Below are 20,108 nucleotides of genomic sequence, written 5' to 3' on the forward strand. Positions count from 1 at the left end.
TTTGTTTTAATTATATATATTTAACCACTCCACCATCTACTCGTAAACTAGCTCCATTAGTTGCAGAAGAAAGCGGACTCGCAACATAGGTAATCATATTTGCCACCTCCTGTGGATCTGCAAAGCGTTGCAATAGAGAAGTAGGTCTTTCGGTGTTGAAAAACTCTTTTTCAATTTCTTTCTTTTTATTGTCATCTGCATCTACCATCTTTTTAACTCCATCTGAAAATGTAGGACCCGGTAAAACGCTATTAACGGTGACATTGGTGCCTTTGGTAATTTCTGCTAAACCTCTAGAGACTGCAAGCTGAGCAGTTTTAGTAGTTCCATATTGAATCATTTCTACAGGAATATTCAATCCGCTTTCGCTGGAAATAAAAATAACTCTTCCCCAATCCTTTTTCAGCATAGCAGGCATTAAAGCTTTGGCTAAGCGAACGCCGCTAAGTACATTTACTTCATAAAAATTTTTCCATTCCTCATCAGAAATTTCAAAAAAATCTTTCGGATCAAAGATGCCTACATTATTAATGAGAATATCGATTTCTCCTAGCTCTTTAATTGCATTATCAATTTCTTCAATTTTAGAAAAATCGCAAGCAATTCCAGAAACAAGTTCTTCAGGAACTTCTTTTTTTAATTCTAAAAGCGCTTTGTCTATACTTTCTTGAGAGCGTCCATTTATAATCACAGTAGCTCCTTCTTTTGCTAATGTTTTTGCTGTGGCAAGACCTATTCCTTTAGTAGAACCAGAAATGAAAACTCTTTTATTTTTTAGTTGTAAATCCATGAATATTGTTTTTAGAATTTTTTGTTAGATACCAAATATTAAACTCCTCATTTTTAATAAGAAAGAAAATAAATAAAGCGTAAAGCATTTGTGTGCTTACTCCATCCCAATTTTCCTGAAATGCGCTTCCGCTAATTAAGATAATGATAAATATAGCCGAAGCGACTAAGCTTTTTCGTGTCCAAATACCTAATAGAATCGCTAAACCTAAGAGGAGTTCTATGACGGGAATAGTGTAAGCTAAAGGCTTTACTAAAAGTAATGGCAACATGGTTTCTTGAAAACCTTGTGTTACTCCTTCCGCGAAAGCGTTAAGTTTGGGAATACGAACTAATCCGTGAATAAAAAGGTTTATCCCTAAGGTAATTCTAGCTAATAAAAATGCGAGTTGTTGGTTAGACATTTTTAAGCTCAAATTACACAACTTGATCATGAAACTGTGTTAGGGAAATGATAAAAAATAAATTTAAAGATTACGTTAAAAAACTTTTTCCTTCTTGTGAAGAAAGCACTAAGCAATTATCTTTGCGTCAATGAGTAAAACAATTATCGCCCAAAAATTTGAACAACTCTCGCCACAGCAAGAGTTGCAAAAATCTATTGACCAGCCTAAAGAAATTAGAGCAAGAATACATGCCAAAGGTTTAATAGGATCGTCTTTATCTTTTATGGTTTCAGAAGCTTTTTTGGCAACTGACAAGCCTTTTTTATTAATCTTTAATGATAAGGAGGAAGCAGCATATCACCTTAACGATCTAGAAGAATTAATAGGAGAAAAGAATGTACTTTTCTACCCGGGAAGTTATCGTAGACCCTACCAAATTGAGGAAACCGATAATGCCAATGTATTGCTTCGTTCTGAGGTGTTAAACCGAATTAACTCTAGAAAGAAACCCGCTGTAATTGTCACTTATCCCGATGCGCTTTTTGAGAAGGTCGTTACTCGTAAAGAGTTAGATAGAAGTACATTAAAAATTACTTTAGGAGATCAACTTTCTATAGATTTTGTAAACGAGGTTTTATTTGAATATAAATTTAAGCGCGTAGATTTTGTAACCGAACCTGGAGATTTTTCGGTTCGTGGTGGAATTATAGATGTATTTTCTTTTAGTAATGATGAACCTTATAGAATTGAGTTTTTTGGCGATGAGGTAGAAAGCATTCGTAGTTTTGATGTAGAAACGCAACTTTCTACAGATAAGGTAAAGAAAATTTCGGTGATGCCGAATGTAGAGAACAAACAGTTAGAAGAAATTAGAGATAGCTTTTTACATTACATTTCTTCTAAAACGGTGGTTTTCATTAAAAACTTAGACCTTTTTGGTGCTCAATTAGATAAATTATTCGCTAAAGCGGAAGAAGCTTTCCAAAAGCTTTCTGAAGATATTAAGCACGGAAAACCTGAAGAGCTATTTTGCAACGCCACCGAAATTAAAAAGCAGTTGTTAGATTTTTCTACGGTAGAAGTAGGTACTCAGGCTTTTTTAAACCCTACATCAGTTCATCAATATAAAACTAAACCTCAACCTTCTTTTAATAAGAATTTTGACTTACTCATAGAGAACCTAAGACAAAACCACAACGAAGGTTTTACCAATTATATTTTTTGCGCTAGCGAACAACAAGCAAAGCGTTTTCACGATATTTTTGAAGATCAAGAACAAGAAGTACATTATAAAACCATTGTACTTTCTATGTATCAGGGATTTATAGAAGAGACGAGTAAAATAGTAGGCTATACAGATCACCAAATTTTTGAGCGCTATCATAAGTTTCAGCTTAAAAATGGGTATGCTAAAAAGCAAGCCATTACCATAAAAGAATTAACCAATCTCGAAGTTGGTGATTATGTAACACACATCGATCACGGGATAGGTAAATTTGGTGGTCTTCAAAAGATAGAAGTAGAAGGGAAACAACAAGAAGCCATTAAACTTATTTATGGGGAGCGAGATATTTTATATTTAAGCATACACTCGCTTCATAAAATTTCTAAGTATAATGGTAAAGATGGTAAAGCTCCCAAAATTTACAAACTAGGTAGTAATGCTTGGAAAAATTTAAAGAAAAAAACAAAGGCTAGAGTTAAGCACATTGCTTATAATTTAATTGAACTTTACGCAAAAAGACGATTAGAAAAAGGGTTTGCTTACGGTCCCGATACTCATTTACAACATGAGTTAGAAGCTTCTTTTATTTACGAAGACACACCAGACCAAAGTACTGCTACCCAAGCGGTAAAAGAAGATATGGAAAACGAACGACCTATGGATCGTTTGGTTTGTGGTGATGTAGGTTTTGGTAAGACAGAAGTTGCCATTCGGGCAGCTTTTAAAGCGGTAGATAATGGTAAACAAGTGGCTGTCTTAGTTCCTACAACGATACTTGCATTTCAGCATCATCAAACATTTACAGAGCGTTTAAAAGATCTTCCGGTAACGGTAGATTATTTGAACCGCTTTAGAACGGCAAAAGAGAAAAAACAAGTTCTTGAAGAATTAGAAAATGGTAGAGTTGATATTGTTATAGGAACACATCAATTGGTGAATAAAAATGTAAAATTCAAAGATTTAGGTTTACTCATCGTAGATGAGGAACAAAAATTTGGAGTGGCAGTTAAAGATAAATTAAAGACGATAAAAGAAAACGTAGATACGCTTACGTTAACAGCAACACCTATCCCTAGAACTTTGCAGTTTAGTTTAATGGCGGCTAGAGATTTAAGCACCATTACTACTCCGCCACCTAACCGATATCCTATTGAAAGTCACGTGATTCGTTTTTCTGAAGAAACCATTAGAGACGCCGTTTCTTATGAGATTCAACGAGGCGGACAAGTATTCTTTATTCACAACCGAATTGAAAACATAAAAGAAGTAGCAGGAATGTTACAACGCTTGGTTCCCGATGCTAAAATTGCAGTGGGTCACGGACAGATGGAAGGGAAAAAACTCGAAAAACTTATGATGAGTTTTATGAATAATGAGTTTGATGTGTTGGTATCTACTACCATTATTGAAAGCGGATTAGATGTAAGTAATGCCAATACTATTTTTATTAATAGTGCAAACAACTTTGGATTGTCAGATCTTCACCAAATGCGAGGTCGTGTAGGACGAAGTAACAAGAAAGCATTTTGCTATTTTATTACGCCTCCATATTCTGCTATGACCGACGATGCTCGAAAGAGAATTGGTGCTTTAGAACAATTTTCTGAGCTTGGCAGCGGATTCAATATTGCTATGAAAGATTTAGAAATTCGCGGTGCTGGAGATTTACTTGGTGGTGAACAAAGTGGTTTTATCAATGAAATTGGCTTTGACACATATCAGAAAATTTTAAGTGAAGCGATTGACGAATTAAAAGAAAATGAGTTTAAAGATTTATATGCAGATCAGCAAAAAGAAGAAGATAAAATATATGTAAAAGAAACTCAAATCGATACTAGTTTTGAAATTCTATTTCCCGATGATTACATTAATAATATTAGCGAACGTTTAAACTTATATACGAAACTCAACGAACTTAAAACCGAAGAAGAACTTCAAAAGTTTGAAAGCGAATTAGAAGATCGTTTTGGAGAATTGCCAACCGAAGCTGTAGATCTTCTCAACAGTGTTCGTGTTAAATGGATAGCTTCACACATTGGGATTGAAAAACTTATCTTAAAGCAAGGTAAGATGATTGGTTACTTTATTTCAGATCAGCAATCGGCTTTTTATCAATCAAAAATATTTAGCAAGGTTTTACAATATGTGCAAACGCATCCACAGCAGTGTAAAATGAAAGAGAAACAAACCCGTAATGGATTGCGCTTACTCTTAAGTTTTGATAAAATTACCTCAGTTGACAAAGCTTTAAAAGTATTAGAACCACTTAATTTCACCAAAAAGACAGAAAATATAGTGAAAGATGAAGTATAGTATTACTAAGCAAAGCATTGGAGTTTCAATTTTTGTAATTTCAATGAGTTTAATCTTAGTTTATTGGTTTGAAATTGAATTTTCAAGGGTATTATTATTATTTCCTATAGGAGTTTTAGGAGGCTTGAGCTCAGTTTTTTATTTGAAGTATTTTAATCCTTCCGTAAAGCTCTTTCCATACAAATGGATGTTAGAAGGGGTTTTATTTGGTTTATTTTTCTCTTCTATTAATTTAATGAATGGAAAAGCTAAACATATGATTTCCTTATTTCTTATCGGAATAACTATAGGACTTTTAGTTAGGGGCCTTTACTATTGGTGGATGAAAAAGAATGTTAAGCGTTTGCTGAAACACCCTTCAGCTTTTGTTTTTGAAAAAGCAAGTCTTAGGGATATTAATCAAAATACAGTTTTAGGTTTTCTAATTATTCAAAATAAAGATCTTATCTTTTTAGATACTTTTAATGATGAAGAATTATGGAGAAAAGAACTAAAATCTATAGAAGCAGAGTTATTAACATCTAAGTGGAATATTCCTAATGAAATTCAATTATTTGAAGAAAATCATTTCATTCAAGTCAAGTTTCCACTTTTTTTATGGATTTGATAGACGAAAATAAAGGCATATGATAGGTTCATAATTTAGGCCTTACATATTTTTCGTAGTGTTTAAGTAGGTTGCTATAATTTCGTCTATATCTTTAAAACGAAGCTCTTTATTATTAATTTTTTGAAGAAGCTCGGGGTCTTCCTTAAAGTAAGCGTTGGCACCTTTCTTTAGCCCTCTCGCCAAAGAGGTCATATATAATAATCGAGCTTTGTCATAATCTCTCTTCTTTAGATAATAATTAAGCGTAGGGAAATCTTGCCCTTGGATAAATCTATATAACGTATATAATTCATCATTTTTGTTGACGCGATAAACACCAGAACTAAAATAAAATTTCACATAATTATTTTGATTATAAACGAGTAGTAAAGATTTACCTAAAGAAGCATTTCCTTTGATTGTAATTACTACTGCAACAGGTTCAAATTCATATATTTTACCAGATTTAGAAACTACCTTAACTGCTTCAATATTCTTTTTCTTAAACTTTACTTTTTTTGAATTTTCGGTTAATTTGAAGGCAACTCTAGATTGGGCTGGATTGTTTGGCACTTGAACTAGACCTTTTTTCAACGTACCATCTTTTAATTTAATTTCTCCTTGCCAATAAGGATTTGTATTAATGTTTTGGGAGTGGATATTGATAGAAAAAGTAATTGATAGAATAAACAGAAGTAATTTTAATTTCATAACATAAATTTATCCAATATAAAGCTTTTAATACAATCAATAAAATTAACTATTGACTATCGGCTTTTCAGATAGATGAAGAATATAACTTGTAATGGACTAAAATAGTGAGATTACATTTTTAAAAATGTAAAAAAGCATTTTCAAAAAATTCGATTTTAGTACCCAATTTATTTTTGATGATCGCTACAATATCAAAGCGTACTTCTACATCTAAATCATTTTCGATAACATAGAAATCGATGGCTTTTACTAGCTGTTGTATTTGCTTAGGTTTTACAAAATCTTGCGGATTACCAAAATCTGGTGTGCTTCGGGTTTTCACTTCTACGGCACATAAAATATCATTTAGCCGAGCGATAATATCTATTTCTGCTTTTTGATAACGATAGTTACGCTCTAAAATTTTATAACCTTTTTTCTGTAAAAAATCAACAGCAAGCTGTTCTCCTTTTTTTCCTAATTCGTTATGTTGAGCCATTTATCATAATTTCTACTAAAGATAACCCATTTTACTGAATGTTATATTTTAGACTCACTCCTCCAAAAAAGTTTCTGTCATTTCCTGGATAAAAATAGCGAGGTTCGTTCCCTCCAAACCCAATGGCATTAGGCAAGATACTTACGGCATAAGCTTCATCAAAAAGATTGTTCACTCCTAGATTAAAATGAACATTAAAGTTTTCTAGAATATTTAATTTGTAGGAAGCTTTAAGGTCGATGACTTTATAACTTTCGCTATAAGCGGAATTTTCATCATTCAGTGGTATTTTAGAAACAAACAAAGCATTGCTAAACAAACGTAAGTTTTTATAAAAAATAGCATCTATACCTACATTAATTTTTTCGTTAGGAACTCCAGTAAGTTCATTGCCACGAAAATCGTCACCCTCATCTATAAATTCATCAAATTCATAGTCGTTAAATTCTGCAGAAACAAAAGGAATAATTTGTATTGATGGAGAAATATTCCAGGTATACTGCATTAATAATTCGATACCGTTATGGTTTGTTTTTCCTGCATTTACACCTACATATTGGTCATTACCTACCCGTTCAGCTACCAATAAATCATTGACCTGAATGGTGTATAAAGCAATTTCAGTATAAAAATTTCTTGTCCAATTTCCTTTAAACCCTATTTCATAATTCCATCCAGTTTCTGGTTCTAGGCTGGTGTTTATTTTCCCATTTGGAGTTAGAGTTTCATCTACGGTTGGAGTAGAAAAACCCTTACTTACATTTAAATAAACATTTTTTTGTTGGGTCAACTCGTATAAAGCCGAAAAGCGTGGAGCAAAAATAGTTGTAAAGTTACCCTCACTGCGTTGCTCTGTATTCGCTTCCGTAAAGAAATCTGTCAAAGTATAGTTGGTGCTATTTACGTTAAGTCCTCCTATTAAATTAAGTTTAGGAGTTACTTGAAAATCTATTTGGGCAAAGGCATTTATGTAATTTCGGTCTTGTTCTACATTAGCAATTCTATCTCCTTCTACGCTTCCTTGGTTGGGAAAATCTTCATACAAATTCTCAAAATTACTCCCATCATAATTTTCTTGAAGAAACTCTGCTCCTAAGCTTGCTTTAAACGGAATATTAAATACCTGATGTTGATAATCAAAACGTGATCTTGCTCCCCAATTAAATGTTTCTTGCTGTAAAATATCAAAAGGGCGTGGTTCGTAAGCGTCTTTGTAGTTAGTAAAAACACTCGTGGTTTGTTCTAATTGATTAGAAAATTGATAGTGATAAGAAAGCCCTAATAATAGTTTATCATAAGATTCATAACCTTGGGCCGATTTCCAAGTAAATGCAGCTTGACGCGGATCTTCTTCATAAGCCGATAGACTAATAGAACTCGGAATAAAAGCTTTTAACCTTGTAAAATTCCCTAAAAAACTAAGATTCGATTTTTCCGATAAATGGAGCTTTCCGTTAAGGTGAAAAGATTTTCTGTCATAATCTGAATTTTCTCTATAACCTTCCTGTTCTAAATGATTGTAGTTGGCAAAAATGGAAGCTTTTTGAGTAGCAAATCCTGCACTAATAGATTTTTTAAGCAATTGATAACTTCCTACATCTGTAGAAAATTTGGCAAAAGTTTTTTCCTTTCCAGGATCTGCAGAAATCAAATGAATAACTCCACCAAGTCCAGACCCATATAAACTAGAGTTTGGTCCTTTAATAATTTCTATACGCTCAATAGCATCGAGGTCAATATCATTGATTACTGTTTCCCCGTCGCCACTCGATAAAGGTATTTCATTAAAATAAGCCTTTACTCTATTTGTACCATATTGTGCTCTAGCTCCAACCCCTCTTATGGTAATTCTATTGGTATTTAAAGCGCCCGCCTGCGTATACACCCCTGGAACCCGATTAAAAGATTGCGTAGTTAGCGTGGGAGAACTTCTTTGTAGTTCGGTTTTATTTAGCAAGCTTACCGATGCTGGAGTTTTCTTCAATTCTCCCTTTACGGAACTACTTTGCAAATAAACTTCTTCTAGAGAAGTGCTGTCTTTTACTTGTTGAGCTAAAGAATTATATACACTTATGCACGCAAGCGTAGTTCCGTAAAGAAAATTTTTAAATTTCAAAGGCTTAAATATAAAGGTTACTTTTCGGTTGAATTTGCTGCTACTCGCCAAACGATTCCAGAGTCATCGTCAGACACAAGTAAAGAACCATCTTGTAATTGAGTTACTCCAACTGGTCTTCCTTTTACTTTTGCATCTTCTTCATTAGCGATAAAACCTGTTAAGAAATCTTGAGGCTTTTGCGGATTCCCACTTGCATCAAACGGAATAAAAACCACTTTATAACCGCTTAAGGTAGATCTATTCCAAGAACCATGCTGACCTACAAATGCTCCGTTTTTATATTTACTAGGAAAAGCATCTGCTGTATAGAATGTAAGTCCAATAGAAGCCGTATGTGATCCTAGAGGAACATCTGGTATAATAGCTTTGTTAACCAATTCATTATGTGGTTCATCTTTCCAACGAGGATCTTTAATTTGACCATAATATGAATAAGGCCAACCGTAAAAACCACCTTCTTTTACACTTGTAGCATAATCTGGCACTAGATTATCGCCTATTTCATCACGCTCATTTACTGCAGCCCAAAGTTGATTCGTTACTGGGTTCCAATCGATTCCTATAGGGTTTCTTATTCCTGAAGCATAGATTTTCTCTCCAGTTCCGTCAGGGTTGACTTCAAGGATTGCCGCTCTACGTTCTTCCTTTTCCATCCCATGTTCTCCCACGTTACTTGATGAACCCACAGTGATGTAAAACTTACTTTTGTCTTTATTGGTGATGATATTACGCGTCCAGTGATGATTGTAACCACCAGCAGGAAGCTCTACCACCATTTCTCCTTCCCCTTCTAGTTGATTTGCTCCTTCTTTATAAGGAAATTTAACTACGCCATCGACATTGGCTACATAAAAATAACCTTCGTGAATTAGCATTCCGAAAGGCTGGTTAAGTCCTTCTTTGAACACATGTTTTTCTTCAGGTGAACCATCGTTATTGGTATCTCTAAAAAGAGTGATTCTATTGGCGCTTTTTTTAGCATCATCAGACTCTGCTATAAAAATATCTCCGTTAGGCCCTACATAGATCCAACGCGGGTGTTCTAAATCTTCAGCAAATCTAGTAACAGTAAACCCTTCTGGAGCTGTTGGAGTTTCTCCGTCTTTCCATCCTACATTTTCTGAACGTTTCGTTACCGATTCCGATGAAAATGGTGCTGGTAAGGTTAGAGGACCTACTGCAGTTTCTACAGTGGTTGAAGTGCTATCTTTTGAAATTTCTTTCTTTTCTTCTTTTGAAATCTTCGTTTCACTCTTACAATTGAACAAAAATATAGTGGTTAAAGCTACGCAACTTAAAAGGAGTTTTCTTTTCATAATAGATCAATTTTCTACTAAAATACTTGAAAATTCACGACTTGCTAAAACATAACTTATAGATTAATAAATGTTTAACAGAAGAAGGTCTTTAGCTAAATGTAGCTCATATAAGATTCGTTTGAAGTAACTTTTAGAGAAATTTTCTTTCCTAACATAATAGCTCGATTGTCTTCAATATGACCTGCAGGAAAATTAAATGCAATAGGAAAATCATAATCGGTAACCGTTTCAGCAATGATTTCTTCGGCGGTTTTTCCAAAAGGAATTGCATTATCATTCATATCACTCATCCCGCCAATGATTAATCCGTTAAGATTTTTAAACCAATCGTTACGTTTTAGATTTTGCATCATTCGGTCGATATGATAAAGGTATTCATCTAAATCTTCAATAAAGAGAATTTTCCCTCGAGTGTCTAAATCAGATTTACTTCCGATAAGAGAAAAAAGCACAGATAAATTTCCGCCAATGATTTCGTCTTCAGCGATTCCGTTTCGATTAAGTTTATGATGAGAAAAGGTGTAATCCACAACTTCGCCAAAAAGACTTTTTCTTAAAGTTTCTCGGGTGAGATTTGATTTGTTTTCTATGTTTAAGCAAATTTGCGCGTGTAATGTTGAAATCCCTATGTTATGAATATGAGAATGTAAAGCTGTAATATCGCTATAACCTATAATCCATTTTGGATTTTTTATAAACTTCGTAAAATCTAATTGATCTAAGATTCGTACGGTCCCGTAACCTCCTTTTGCACACCAAATCGCTTTAATATTTGGATTGTCTAGCTGCCGCTGAAAATCTTCTGCTCGTTCTTCGTCACTTCCCGCAAATTGATTTTCTTCTAGACCAATACTAGAACCTACAACCGCTTTTAATCCCCAAGTTTCTAATAAATTGATAACAGGTTGCAATTCTTCTTTCTTTACTTTTCTAGCAGTAGCTACAATGGCAACTTGGTCTTCTTGTTCTAATTTTGGCGGTGTTTTCATGAGTTTCATTTTCAAGAAGTGGAAATATAAAAAATCTTTTTTTTAAGTTTTAAGTAAATGATTTAAAATAGTTGCTTTCTCTTTAAAATATCAAGACTTACACAATTCATTTAACGTTTGTCTTTTCATACCTTTGCAACCTAAAATATGAAAGAAATGAGCACGCCAAAAAGATATACGATTACCGCAGCATTACCTTATACCAACGGACCTATACATATTGGTCATTTAGCAGGCGTTTATGTGCCTGCCGATATTTACTCTCGTTACCTAAAAATGCGTGGCGAAGATGTGGTTTTTGTATGTGGTAGTGATGAGCATGGTGTGCCAATTACCATAAAAGCCAAAAAAGAAGGGGTTTCTCCTCAAGATGTGGTAGATAAATATGACGGCATCATACGTCAATCTTTCCAAGATTTTGGGATTGAGTTTGATAATTACTCGAGAACTTCTGGAAAAACACATCATAAAACAGCTTCTGAGTTTTTTAAGAAATTGTATGAAGAAGGTAAATTTATCGAAGAAGTAACCGAACAATTGTATGATGATGAAGCGCAGCAATTTTTAGCCGATCGTTTTGTAGTGGGAACATGCCCAAAATGCGGTAATGAAGAAAGCTATGGAGACCAATGTGAAAAATGTGGAACTTCTCACAATGCAACCGATTTAATTAATCCTAAATCTGCTATTACAGGAAATGTACCTGTTTTAAAAGAAACTAGACACTGGTTTTTACCTCTAGATAAATACGAACCTTGGTTAAAAGAATGGATTTTAGAAGGTCATAAAAAAGACTGGAAATCTAATGTATACGGGCAATGTAAATCTTGGATCGATGATGGATTACGCCCGCGCGCTGTCACAAGAGATTTAGATTGGGGAATTCCTGTTCCTGTTGAAGGTGGTGATGGGAAAGTGTTGTATGTATGGTTTGATGCTCCTATAGGGTATATTTCTGCTACTAAAGAATGGGCAGAAAAAGAAAATAAAGATTGGGAGCCTTATTGGAAAGATGAAGATACTAAACTGGTACACTTTATAGGAAAAGACAATATCGTTTTTCACTGTATCATTTTCCCGACGATGTTAAAGGCCGAAGGAAGCTATATTTTACCAGACAATGTACCTGCCAATGAATTTTTAAATCTAGAAGGCAATAAACTTTCTACGTCTAAAAACTGGGCGGTTTGGTTACACGAATATTTAGAAGATTTCCCAGGGAAAGAAGATGTATTACGTTATGTACTCACAGCTAATGCTCCCGAAACTAAAGACAACGACTTTACGTGGAAAGATTTTCAGCAAAGAAACAATAGCGAGTTAGTAGCTATTTTTGGAAACTTTATTAATCGTGTGGCTGTTTTGACCCATAAATATTATGATGGTAAAGTTCCCGCTGCTGCGGAATTAAAAGAAATAGACGAGCAAACCTTAGCAGAATTAAAAGCATATCCTGCAGTAATAGCTAGTTCTATAGAAAAGTACCGTTTTAGAGAAGCTCAAGCCGAGATGATGAACGTGGCTCGACTAGGGAATAAATATTTAGCCGATGAAGAACCTTGGAAAACATTTAAAACTGATGCTGAGCGCACCAAAACAGTGATGTATGTAGCCCTTCAAATTGCTGCAGCTTTGGCTACATTAAGTAAGCCATTTTTACCTTTTACATCAGCTAAGCTTAATAAAATGTTGAATTTAGAAGGTGCAAATTTCGATTGGAATGATATTTCTTCTAAAAAAGCTTTACTAGGAGAAGGACATCAAATAGCTAAAGCGGAATTGTTATTTAGTAAAGTTGAAGATGCCGAAATAGAAAAACAATTAGAAAAATTAGAAGCAACAAAAAAAGCAAACGCAACCGAAGTGGAAGCAGCAGAGCCACAAAAAGAAATCGCCACTTTTGAAGATTTCACTAAAATGGACTTACGTGTAGGAACGATCGTTGAAGCAGAAAAGATGCCTAAAACTAAAAAGCTTTTAATTTTAAAAGTAGATACAGGAATCGATACAAGAACCATTGTATCGGGAATCGCCGAAAGCTTTAAGCCCGAAGATATTGTTGGTAAAAAAGTTACCGTCTTAGTGAATTTAGCACCTAGAAAATTAAGAGGAACCATGAGTGAAGGAATGATTTTAATGACCGAAAATGTAGATGGTAAATTAGTATTTGTTAATCCAGATGAAGAAAACGTAAAAAGCGGAAAAATTATTTCTTAGGTTAATGAAGTACATCTATTTCTTTCTATTCTTTTTCTGTATTAAATTCACTTTGGCTCAAAAGGAAGTGATTTCGATCCCGTCATACGAGAATGTTAATGAAACCATTAGCATTGTTGACTCTACTTCACAAAGAGTCGCGGTTATCAATTTTAAAAACAAGTTAATTTCGGCTTATTTACTAGATAAGGACTTCAATGTATTAGAATCAATAGTAACTAAGCCTCTACCTAATAAATTAAAATCGGTAATAGCGCACCAATTTCAAAATAAAAAACTAAGCTTATTTATGAATACTTCTAGCAATAGAAAGTATGCTACAGCGGTTTTTGATTTTGAGACTGGAAATTGTACCACCCATGAAATTGATTTTAAATTAAAGAAAGAGATTTTTTTTACAACCTTTAGTAGGGACGATAAAATTTTTATAGTTTCTGTTTCGAAGAAAGGTTCTCAGTTAAATATTTATGAGTTTTATAAAAACTTAAATGAGCCAAAAAAGACCGAAATTAAGATCCCTGAAAATACTTTTTTAGATAGGTTTGGTGACTCGGTAGACCTTAAAGATGTTCTTTCTGACTCTTATAAAAATGGTTTTATGGTTTCCCCGGTTACTATTCAAAAGAATCTTCCGGCTACGATAGAAAAAACAAGAAGACCATTAAAAATTTACCTTACAGAAAAAGGATTCGATGTAACTGTTGACACGTGGTTAAAAAGCACTTTTTTGCTAAATGTATCTTTAGAAGACATGACAGTGGATGTCTCTGAATTTAAATACCCCAAACCAGATGGATTTATCGCCAGAGTAAAAGCAAACAGCTTCCTTTTCGACGATAATTTATTCCAAATTATTATGGGATCAGATGAGATGTTGTTTTCTGTTTTTTCATCCCAAACGAAAGAACTTAGAAAGGAAATTTTATTAAAAAAAGGAGATGAAATTGATTTTAGAAATACCCCCATCGTGCAAAATGGAGGGGCTTTTGAAAGCTTCAGGTATTTAGAAAACACAAAACAATTCTTTAGAAAATCTTTAGATGCAGATATTGGACTTTCGGTTATTAAAAAAAATGAAATATATGAAATAACATTTGGCAGTGTTAAGGAAATTGAAGATCCAGTAGTTCTTTATTTTGTAGTTGGAGGGGTTGTTGGAGGCACGGTTTCTTTATTAGTTAGAGATTTGTTAGATTATAGGTTAACAAAATCTGTAGAATTTAGAAGTTTATTTTCAAACAAAATAGAACATCTAGAAGGTAATGTAAGTCCTAATTTGTTTGATAAAATTGGTAAATTCACAAAAGGTATAAAATTAAAATCAGAAACACTTTTTCAATTCAATGGCAGTTATTATTACGGTCATTATAACTTAGATAGGAATACTTATCTTATTTATAAAATAATTAAGGATTAAAAAAAAATGCTTAAAATAGCTTTTCATCCTAGTTATATTCATCCTTTGCCTGCAAAGCATCGTTTTCCTATGGAAAAGTATGAATTACTTCCGCAACAATTGCTTTATGAAGGAACATGTGAACCTGATAATTTTTTTGAGCCAGAAATTTTAAATGATAAGTATATTCTAGCCGTGCACGACGCCGAGTATTACTATGATTTTTTAAATCTAAAATTAACTCAGAAAGAGATTAGAAGAACAGGTTTTCCTCTTTCGCGGAGTTTAGTGGAGCGTGAACGCTTAATTGCTGGAGGGACAGTTCAGGCTGCGCTATATGCATTAGAGCATGGGGCGGCAATGAATATTGCTGGAGGAACGCACCATGCTTATACTGACAGAGGCGAGGGTTTTTGTATGTTAAACGACCAAGCGATTGCAGCCCAATATCTGCTCGATAAAGGTTTAGCAAAAAAGATTCTGATTGTAGATTTAGATGTTCACCAAGGAAATGGAACAGCAGAAATATTTCAAAACAATCCCGCAGTCTTTACGTTTTCAATGCACGGAGAAAAGAATTATCCTTTCCGTAAAGAAAAATCAGATTTAGATATTGGATTACCTAACGGAACGAATGATGAAGCCTATTTAGCAAAATTGAAAGAAATATTACCTAATTTATTAGAAAAGGTAAAACCTGACTTTGTCTTTTATTTAAGTGGAGTGGATGTCTTAGCTACAGATAAACTAGGAAAATTAAGTTTAAGTATTGATGGGTGTAAAGAAAGAGATCGATTTGTATTACAAAATGTAAGAGATAAAAATTTACCTATACAAATAAGTATGGGAGGTGGTTATTCAGAAGAAATAAAGCACATTGTAGAGGCTCACGCTAATACTTATAGGTTAACTCAATATTTATATATGTAAAAAAAAGCATCTCTGATGAGATGCTTTTTTTTTATAGAAACGAAAAGATTTTTTAAGATACGATAAATAAACTAGCGATTGTTGTTGCTTCATCTGCGGTTATCGTTTCATCATATGCTTCTGTAGAAGAATCAAAAGTAAATGGCGATCCACTACCTAAAGTAGTAACATCTACTCCACCTTGAATTATATTTTCTTCACCATTATAAACCGCTTGAGTATCTGCAGGCATACCTGCACCTCTTTCATTACCAGTAATCCAACCTTGAAGTCCTCTCAATCTTCTAATTTCTGAAGCGTGTCTTGCTTCTACAGAGTGAATTTGCAAAGCAGCCGTTAGTAAAACATCATTACCCATTAATGCTCCAGCTTGTCCTTTATAGGCTCTAACCCCAGTATCTTCAAAAGCTTGTGCTAATGCTAAAAGTTGAGCGTATGCAGTTGCTTGTCCCGTTCCATTCTCATTAAATGGATCAAAAGATCCTCCTGCTGTAAAATCGAACGTTGGTTCATCAACTGGAGTTTCTCCTAAAGAAACTAAAGTATCCTGTAGTAATGTAACGTGTGCAGATTCATGCAAAGAAATTTGCTCATATATAGCGTTTGCTTTTCCTGTTCCATCTTCATCTAATACATTAGAATTTAGCGCTTGTAGATAAAAGCTAGCTTCTAAATATTCTAACGTTAAGGCCAATTGTAATGCTCCTACAGCTTCTGTACTTTGAAACATCGTTGCAGCTTTAGCTTTATTTGTTACGGTAGCCATACCAAATGGTACAGCTGCTAAAGCAGCTTTTTTTCCTAAAGAAGAAAAAGTACTTAATGCGTCTCTCCTTGAAGAACCTTTATTTGAAAGATTTTCTGATGTAAATTCGTCTAAAAATTTTATAATATTCATAATGTTGTTTTTAAAAATTATTGAAAAATGATTTCTTTATTGTTATTTACGGCAATTGGTTTGCTGTAAATGGTGTAACAATAAATCCTCCTGCTGCATCGATGATAACTGATGGATCTTCTGCTCCATCTAACCCTGTATTAGGATCTACTGCATCATCTCCAGCAAAAAGTTTAAAATCTCCCATATCATTACCTCTAATGCTTCTAATCGCTGCAGCATGTCTCGCTTCTACAGAAACAATTTTACCTGCAATTACAAGGTAAGCAGCAGTTTCAATAATTTTTCCAGCACCATTATAAGCTTTAACTCCTGTGTCTTCTAGAAGTTGTGCAGTCTCGAGCACAGAATTTCTATTACTAAAATCTACACTTTCAAAATTAAATTCTAACGACTCTGGAAGTACTAAATCGGCATCAAAATTTGCATTTAGTGCGGCTTTAAAGAATTCTCTGTGGTTTACTTCGTGATTATACAAATCTTGTAGAATTTGTTTTTCTTCTGAAGCAGCTCCATTCCAATATGAACCATTTACAACTCTAGTGTAAAATTCAGCTTCTAGCTGCTCCAATGCATAAGCATAATTTAATACTCCTAAATCTCCACCACCTAAATCGAATGTATTCGGATCTGGATCTGGGGCTGGATCTATGGGAGTAAAATCATCATCATTACTACAAGCAAGCAAAATACCCGATCCTGCAAGAGCGATACCACTCATTTTTAAAAATCTTCTACGATTATTATTAATCGATTCTACTTTAATCTTTTTGTTTTTCATAATACTAAAAGTTTTGTTGATCGATTAAACTTACGCAGGAACAAAAGGTTTGGTTTTTAATTAGTTGCCAATTTGTTCTGAAATTCGTTAAAAAGAGTTAAAAATCGAAAATTAGATTAGTATCACAATTTCTTTAATAAATGTTAAATAAAGTTTTAACGTTTTAAAGTAAAGTTTCCTTTGTATGTTTTCCCACTGTGAAGCTCAACTGAAAACCAATAATCATTAGAAGGCATTCTTTTTCCATTATAGTTTCCATCCCACCCTCTATTAGGTAAAGTAATATTATATATGATTTTACCATAACGATCGTAGATTACAATTCTTTTGACACGTTGTGATTTAAAATTGTAAATATTCCAACGATCATTAAACCCATCATTATTAGGGGTAAAAAACTTAGGATAATAAAGCAAAGAAACGTCTTCAGAAGCAATGCCACATCCGTTCTTATCTTTCACATAAACTTTGTATTCTTTTTTATAAGGTAAAGAATGAAAAGAATTATTTGATTGATAGTTTATATTGTCCAATGAATAAATATAATCTCCGCTACCTTCTACATGTATGATAAGAGAATTATTCTCTTCGCTCCAATCAATCGTTTCTATATTTTTAATTGTAGCAATTTCGGAAGTTCTTAATTCTAAAGTATATATTTTTTCACAAACGCCTAGTTCAAACTGTTTAATTAAAGTGACAGTGTAAATGCCAGGTTCGTTAAGAGTAATAGAGTTAGAAGTGTTTCCTGTAGACCAATTATAAGAGTCGAAATTCTCAGGAATGGAAATTTCTACACTTTCTCCATTACAAATACTATATATTTCTTCTAAATTAGTATCTGGAAAATTATAAACTATTAAATCAAATGTAGTTTCATTAAAACATTCATTGTTATTTACATTAGAAATTCTTGCTGTAATGGTTTGTGTAGTAGAGGGTAGAGGATTTGATAACGGTACATTTAGGAGGTTACCATTTTCATCAAAAAAATCTACTACTACGTTTTGTTGATTATTAATAATTTGACTCATAATGTTGGAAGTGTCAAATAACGCTTCGCCTTCTTGGTTAGGGCATTCAGCTAAATTTGAAACTGGATAAGCTATTGGAGTCTCTGAAATAAGTACATCTTTTGTGAAATTTTGAACTTGGTTACCTATAGTACCCTGGTATGTAACTTGATAAGTTCCTGGTGCCGAAAAAACATGGGTGGGGTTTTCTCCCGTTGCGGTATTGTTTCCAGAATTAGGATCATCGAAATTCCAGATAACAGAATCAAAATTGTTTTCTAAAATAAATTGAGTTACATCACCTAAACATGTATTTTCTATAATTAAATCTTTCAAAAAGAAAGTTTGCATAAAAGTAGGAAGTCCTAACTTGGCTGTATTGTTTCCTAAGTTTATTACATTACTTTCAAAATTTGCTAATATTCCAGCTTCATTAGGTTGGTTAATTACATCTAAACTGTACTTCACCCTAGTAAGATAAATTTTGTTGTTAGGAGCTAACTGCAAAGTACCTAACAAAGAACTAAAATCTTTTAGTTTAATAGCAGAATTAGAAATTGCTGTTTCAGAATTTAATGAAATGTCAAATTGATATAAACCATCGAAAGAAACACTTACATAAAGAAATTTTCCATTAGGAGAAAATTCTACCCCATAAGGATGTACATTTTCTTGTTCATTACCATTGGTTGTATTTAATATGGTTTTAGGATTACTGACTAAACCCGTTTGACTATCAAAATCGAATAATTGAACAACTTCTGGCTCGTAAGAATTCACCATAGCTACTTGATCGCCATAAGCCGAAAATTTAATAACGCCTATTGCGCTATTTGTAATTGTGGGTCCCACTTGTACTCCCGCACCGCTAATTACAGGATTAAGATTTAAGCCATTATCATCAATTTTGTAAGCAATAAACTCATTACTATCCCATTTATGAGATAAGATCCAGTAATTTCCATCAATAATACTTCTAGTTGCTGTTAATTTTTCCGAAACAGGGGTGTGAAGTAGAATATTTTTTTCGTTGGTAATAGCTCCTAGACCATTGTCAAGATTCATGTCTACTATTGAGTAACGTAAACCATCTGGACCAGCAACACCATCTGTAGTAAATAAATAATATTTATTGGCAACTCCTTTAAATGGAACAATTATAGCAGAACTTGTGCTAGAATTATCCCCTAAAAGACCTCCGCCATTAGACATGAGCTGATGATTTCTATTGTAGACTTCTTGCCCATCGGTATAAAATAAAATATTTCCGTTAGAGTTAGAAATTGAAGCACATCCTTCAACCGAAGACAAAACCCCATTGTCTAACGCAATTGGCGGGTCAACATTAAAATCTATTCCTGCTTCATCTCCAAAATACCAAATATTTGCCTCTTTTTGCCCAAATGAGCTAAGTACCCAAATAAAAAGAAAAGATATGGTTAGTAGTTTTTTCATAATCATCTAAATTACAAAACATTCCCCAAAAATTATTCCTATTTATAATTTTTGAAGAATATTTTTTATAAACCTGCTGATTATTGCTTTAAAGCTTTTTAATTTGATAACATCAATAATTCTTGGCAAACTACTTCAGTGATATATCTTTTTTCTCCGGTTTTAGTTTCATAGCTTCTTGATGTTAATTTCCCTTCAATTACTACTTCTTTTCCTTTAGTGAGAAAGTTTTCTGTGAGTTCGGCTACTTTTCCCCACGCAATTACATTGTGCCATTGAGTATCAGTAATTTTTTCTCCTTGCGCATTTTTGTAAGTTTCATTTGTTGCAATAGAAAATTTGGCTAATTTCTTACCGCTTTCTAAAGCAATAACTTCTGGATCATTTCCTAAGTTTCCAATTAACTGTACTTTGTTTTTTAATGAATTCATAATAATAAAATTTAAAAGAGTTGATTTTCGTTCGTTCAATTCAACAGGGCAAATATGGTAACAAAG

The 20,108-nt window shown here is 33.4% G+C and carries 16 protein-coding genes; 5 read left to right on the forward strand and 11 right to left on the reverse strand.

Annotated elements, in window-relative coordinates; genetic code table 11:
* Positions 1-10: 10 nt before the first annotated feature.
* Complete coding sequence (locus LX95_RS01080; protein ID WP_111539573.1) at positions 11-790, reverse strand: SDR family NAD(P)-dependent oxidoreductase; 780 nt, start codon at positions 788-790, stop codon at positions 11-13.
* On the reverse strand, positions 768-1,223 hold the full coding sequence (locus LX95_RS01085) for a DoxX family membrane protein (RefSeq protein WP_245924703.1): 456 nt from the start codon (positions 1,221-1,223) through the stop codon (positions 768-770). The genes LX95_RS01080 and LX95_RS01085 overlap by 23 nt, the downstream gene beginning before the upstream one ends.
* A gap of 100 nt (positions 1,224-1,323) precedes the next feature.
* Here LX95_RS01085 and mfd point away from each other — a divergent pair, with 100 nt between their 5' ends.
* Both mfd and LX95_RS01095 read left to right on the forward strand, forming a co-directional pair.
* A complete protein-coding gene (gene mfd, locus LX95_RS01090; RefSeq protein WP_111539575.1) occupies positions 1,324-4,713 on the forward strand; it encodes a transcription-repair coupling factor in 3,390 nt (1,129 codons plus the stop codon).
* Positions 4,703-5,320 (forward strand): hypothetical protein, encoded by a 618-nt coding sequence (locus tag LX95_RS01095; protein ID WP_111539576.1) that lies wholly within the window; start codon positions 4,703-4,705, stop codon positions 5,318-5,320. Before mfd ends, LX95_RS01095 begins: the two co-directional genes overlap by 11 nt.
* A gap of 42 nt (positions 5,321-5,362) precedes the next feature.
* Here LX95_RS01095 and LX95_RS01100 read toward each other — a convergent pair whose 3' ends face one another.
* The 5 genes from LX95_RS01100 to LX95_RS01120 all read right to left on the reverse strand — a co-directional run bounded on the left by LX95_RS01100 (position 5,363) and on the right by LX95_RS01120 (position 10,921).
* Positions 5,363-6,013 (reverse strand): hypothetical protein, encoded by a 651-nt coding sequence (locus tag LX95_RS01100; protein ID WP_111539577.1) that lies wholly within the window; start codon positions 6,011-6,013, stop codon positions 5,363-5,365.
* 121 nt (positions 6,014-6,134) lie between these two features.
* Positions 6,135-6,494, reverse strand: a complete 360-nt coding sequence (locus LX95_RS01105; RefSeq protein WP_111539578.1) for a YraN family protein — start codon at positions 6,492-6,494, stop codon at positions 6,135-6,137.
* Positions 6,495-6,525: 31 nt separating this feature from the next.
* Positions 6,526-8,610, reverse strand: coding sequence for a TonB-dependent receptor family protein (locus LX95_RS01110; protein WP_170116561.1), 2,085 nt, complete (start codon positions 8,608-8,610; stop codon positions 6,526-6,528).
* Positions 8,611-8,627: 17 nt separating this feature from the next.
* Entirely contained in the window at positions 8,628-9,929 is a 1,302-nt protein-coding gene (locus tag LX95_RS01115; RefSeq protein WP_111539580.1) for a PQQ-dependent sugar dehydrogenase, read from the reverse strand.
* 95 nt (positions 9,930-10,024) lie between these two features.
* Complete coding sequence (locus LX95_RS01120; RefSeq protein ID WP_111539974.1) at positions 10,025-10,921, reverse strand: S66 peptidase family protein; 897 nt, start codon at positions 10,919-10,921, stop codon at positions 10,025-10,027.
* Between the two features lie 156 nt (positions 10,922-11,077).
* Here LX95_RS01120 and metG point away from each other — a divergent pair, with 156 nt between their 5' ends.
* From metG to LX95_RS01135, 3 genes are read left to right on the forward strand one after another with little or no spacing between them, the layout of a single operon-like run.
* Complete coding sequence (gene metG / locus LX95_RS01125; RefSeq protein ID WP_111539975.1) at positions 11,078-13,138, forward strand: methionine--tRNA ligase; 2,061 nt, start codon at positions 11,078-11,080, stop codon at positions 13,136-13,138.
* Between the two features lie 4 nt (positions 13,139-13,142).
* Positions 13,143-14,555: a hypothetical protein gene (locus LX95_RS01130; RefSeq protein WP_111539581.1), complete on the forward strand. Its 1,413-nt coding sequence runs from the start codon at positions 13,143-13,145 to the stop codon at positions 14,553-14,555.
* Between the two features lie 6 nt (positions 14,556-14,561).
* Positions 14,562-15,464 carry a histone deacetylase family protein gene (locus LX95_RS01135; protein ID WP_111539582.1) on the forward strand — a complete coding sequence of 301 codons (903 nt, stop codon included), beginning with the start codon at positions 14,562-14,564 and terminating at the stop codon, positions 15,462-15,464.
* 52 nt (positions 15,465-15,516) lie between these two features.
* Here the strand turns inward: LX95_RS01135 and LX95_RS01140 are convergent, their stop codons facing one another.
* From LX95_RS01140 to LX95_RS01155, 4 genes are all read right to left on the reverse strand, one after another.
* On the reverse strand, positions 15,517-16,362 hold the full coding sequence (locus LX95_RS01140) for a ferritin-like domain-containing protein (RefSeq protein ID WP_111539583.1): 846 nt from the start codon (positions 16,360-16,362) through the stop codon (positions 15,517-15,519).
* A 46-nt stretch (positions 16,363-16,408) separates the two neighbouring features.
* Positions 16,409-17,143 (reverse strand): ferritin-like domain-containing protein, encoded by a 735-nt coding sequence (locus LX95_RS01145; RefSeq protein ID WP_111539584.1) that lies wholly within the window; start codon positions 17,141-17,143, stop codon positions 16,409-16,411.
* 155 nt (positions 17,144-17,298) lie between these two features.
* Entirely contained in the window at positions 17,299-19,611 is a 2,313-nt protein-coding gene (locus tag LX95_RS01150; protein ID WP_170116562.1) for a T9SS type B sorting domain-containing protein, read from the reverse strand.
* A gap of 98 nt (positions 19,612-19,709) precedes the next feature.
* Positions 19,710-20,042 carry a single-stranded DNA-binding protein gene (locus LX95_RS01155; protein ID WP_111539586.1) on the reverse strand — a complete coding sequence of 111 codons (333 nt, stop codon included), beginning with the start codon at positions 20,040-20,042 and terminating at the stop codon, positions 19,710-19,712.
* Positions 20,043-20,108 lie beyond the last annotated feature (66 nt).

Origin of the sequence: Mesonia algae, from assembly GCF_003253545.1 — a bacterium.
Taxonomy (GTDB): domain Bacteria; phylum Bacteroidota; class Bacteroidia; order Flavobacteriales; family Flavobacteriaceae; genus Mesonia; species Mesonia algae.